At 46.4% G+C, this 3,412-nt stretch carries 1 protein-coding gene; it reads right to left on the reverse strand.

The features are described 5' to 3' along the window. Positions 1 to 285: 285 nt before the first annotated feature. Entirely contained in the window at positions 286 to 2,961 is a 2,676-nt protein-coding gene (locus ACLFWI_RS28555; RefSeq protein ID WP_446415741.1) for a CHAT domain-containing protein, read from the reverse strand. Positions 2,962 to 3,412 lie beyond the last annotated feature (451 nt).

Raw genomic sequence — 3,412 nt, forward strand, 5'->3', positions numbered from 1 at the left:
CGTGCGCCCACCCATAATGAATGAGTGTTTGATACTCGCCAACGAGTCTTTGATACTCGCCAACGAGTAAAATTGTAGGGTGCGTTAGCGAAGTGTAACGCACCATCGCTAATTTACGGTTAAATTAAGCGCAGGTTGGTAAAGAGCGCACGTCGCGTTGGCTCGTAGTAAGCACTTTAGTGCTTTAACGCATAGCTGGAGAGGGCTAAAGCCCTCACTACAAAACTGTGTTAGTCCGCCATCGTGCGTCGGTAAAGGGCGCACGTCGGTGCGCCCCTACGGGTATCATGGATTATCTGGTGGCGCACCTGTAATCGTAAACGCCGCCCAATAATAGGGATGTTGAAATGGTTTTTCCTGATGCTTATCGGGTTCCATGTCACGGATTTTGCCCAATTCATCTCTAATCTTGGGGCGGAGGTTATTTTCTTCTTCCGGTAGTTGTTGAGAAATCTCCTGATAATACAGCGCCAACTCCTGATAGGTGAGATTCTTTAACCACTTTTGAGCCTTCGCCAACGCCACCACAGGCGGTTTACCCTTTTTCAGTTGCCAGTAAAAATAAACCATGAACAGTAAACTACTGATATTATCAGGAATCGTCCACAGCGTACTCAAAACATGGGAAACCCCTTGATAAACAAACGCACTGACTAATCCCACATAATCTTTTTCAATCGTTTCTCTTCCGGTGATAGCAGTTTCACAGGCGGCGAGGGTAACGAGTTGATAGGAATTTAAGGAAAGCTGACGGATATCATTAATCGTTAATTTATCCTGATAATTGAGGAGTAAAGCTGAGTTTTTGGGTGTCTCGTGATCATAGGTTCCATGTCCACTAAAGTGGAAGATAGTGTAATTTCCGTTAAGAGCATTAGTAACCGTGGTTTTCGTGGCTTGCTCACCGGAAATGCGCTGAGAATTGGGGAACAATTGGGCAATTGCGGCTGATTCAATAACGGCGCTGGTAAGCTTGCCACAGTTTTCGTGAGGCGGATAGTCTACCTGTAGCGGCAAAATAGGTTGTATCTCTCCACGGTTATTTAAATTGAGTCCAATTTGGGCGCTGGGGAGATAGGTAATCGTGAATGTATCGGGAAATAATGCATGGAGGGGAAAGCGGTGTAAGTCGCGGTGGGGAATCAGAATTAGATTTTGAATTTGAGGGGTGGGATTGGTGATGGATTCGGGATTTAGTTGAGTTAAAATGGCGGGAATACTCAGGATATGCTGTAACTCTTCCAGTAACTTAGCTAAATTATCCTGCCAAGATTGCGCCAATTCTTGCTTTCCTTTTTCACAGGAAGGTGGGAGGGGATTCTTCCGATACTCCTGATAGGATTCATCCCAGGTTTTAATCCAATCCTCTAAGGGTTTAATCCCCCTAACTTCCCCCGACGCGGAGAGAGGCACATCAATAATAATCGGATTCTCGCTATTGTGTTTAATAATAAACGTCGTCAGGGCATTTGGACTCAGATGCCAATAAACAATCGCGGTTGTGGGATGAGTGAGGGATTGTATCTGGCGATAATCGGGACTCAGCGTGGTTTCTTTGCGGGCATCAAGTATCCAGGTAAGATAGAGATTCTTATTCGTTTCAGCGGTTTCTAATGCCAAGATAGGTTCACCCTCTTCAACTAAAACATCGACCCGCATTTGAGAGAAGGAGAAGAATTTAGCCTGGAGTCGGCGTTTCTGAAATGTGGATTTTTGACTATTTAATAGCGTTTGGAATACCTTTAAGCCTTGGTTGCGCCATTCCTTGGCTTCTGTGTGTTGGTTTAAGCCCAATAAGACGCGAATGAGGTTTTGGATAACCTCTAAATGTAGTTCAGGATAGGCGTCTGGGGTGAGGGTAATCAAAGCTTGGTGATATTCGGTTACGGCTTGACGCCAATAGTCGCGGTAATTGCGCTGATATTTTCCTTGTTCATAGTGGGCGTATCCTATTGCTTGATGCAATTGTCCCCAACCTTCGGGGTGGGTGTCTTGGGGACAATGCTTTAAGCCTTCCTGATACGATAACAATGCCCCTTCATAACCGCGTTGAGTTAGATCGGGATTTGGTAAGATTGGGGAGGTATTGGGGAATTGGAACTGTAAAATAGTCGCCGCTTCGGGATTATCGTGTCGGGAATTTCCAGCAGTATCCCCTCGGTTTAGCCAAGCTTTATGATCATTGGGTTTGATTTGAATAGCTTTGTCAAAAGAGGCGATTGCATATTCATATTCTCCTAATTTATTTCGTGTTACACCCCAATAGTTCAAAGCTTCGTGAAAGTCCGGTTTAATTTTAATCACTTGCTCAAAAGATTCGAGCGCCTGTTTATACTCTCCGCACTCATCTAACGCATTACCTCGGTTGTACCAAGCTCGGTAGAAATCAGGTTTGATTTGAATGGCTTTGTCATAAGATGCGACAGCACCGAGAAAATCCCCTGCATCAATTTGCTGATTCCCTCGATTAAACCACGCTTGTGCCTGATCACTATCGCTATTTTCAATAGAACTAATTGACTCTTGAGGCGATGTCTCAGCCGATACCCTCTTCCTTGGTTCCACCGCCGCCACTTCCTCCCCTTTCCCCGCAGGTTTTATTAACAAATCCCTACCAATCTCTGCGGCAATTTCCCCCAATTCCCCACACCCTACCCGACTCAACCGCACTAACTGCGACGCTAACTGATGATCCGCCTCTGGCAATTTCCGCAACCGCTTCCCATACTCCCGCAGCCACGCCTTAAAATAGCGGTCATTCATCCGATGTCCTAAATGCTGGAATACCTGTTCTGAGTTCCATCCCTGACTTACCCCAGTTAGGAGTTGCCGAAATAGCTGCTGATAGTCTGCATCACTGAGGCGTTGACGTTTCACCCGCCTGTGTGGTTTCTGTTTGAGGAAGGGTGGTAATATTGGCTGAATTAGCCGGATTAGCCACCGCCAAAACTGCTTCACCATTGGCTTGTCGAAAAGGGGGTATTGTTTGTGATTGTTCACGGGAAGTCTAGAAACTATTGTAGAGACGCGCCATGGCGCGTCTGGGCGGGTTTAGTTACATCTGGGTGCAACCGAAAAGATAATAGTGAAACCCGCCCCTACAAACATTGCGCCACATACCGTGAAAGTCTGGGTATTGTTTTATGGTACATCCTTCTTCTGTCGGGGTTGGGTTGGATGCGATCGCGGGTTGGGAATTCATGCGCCATTTAAGTAAAGGGCGACCCGATACAATTAAGTGGATGGGTGGTGTTTATTGATGCAGGCGGGTCGCCCCTACAGTATATTTAGGATTGGGTTGCTACAGGGGGTTAATTGATTCCCCTGGATTGCCCTGACAGGGTTTCTATGGGTGTTGGTTTGTGAGATTTCGGATACCTTTGGCGTCTGGGGTTCCATTGGTGCGATCGCG

This window comes from Coleofasciculus sp. (assembly GCF_046539235.1).
Taxonomy (GTDB): Bacteria; Cyanobacteriota; Cyanobacteriia; order Cyanobacteriales; family Coleofasciculaceae; genus Coleofasciculus.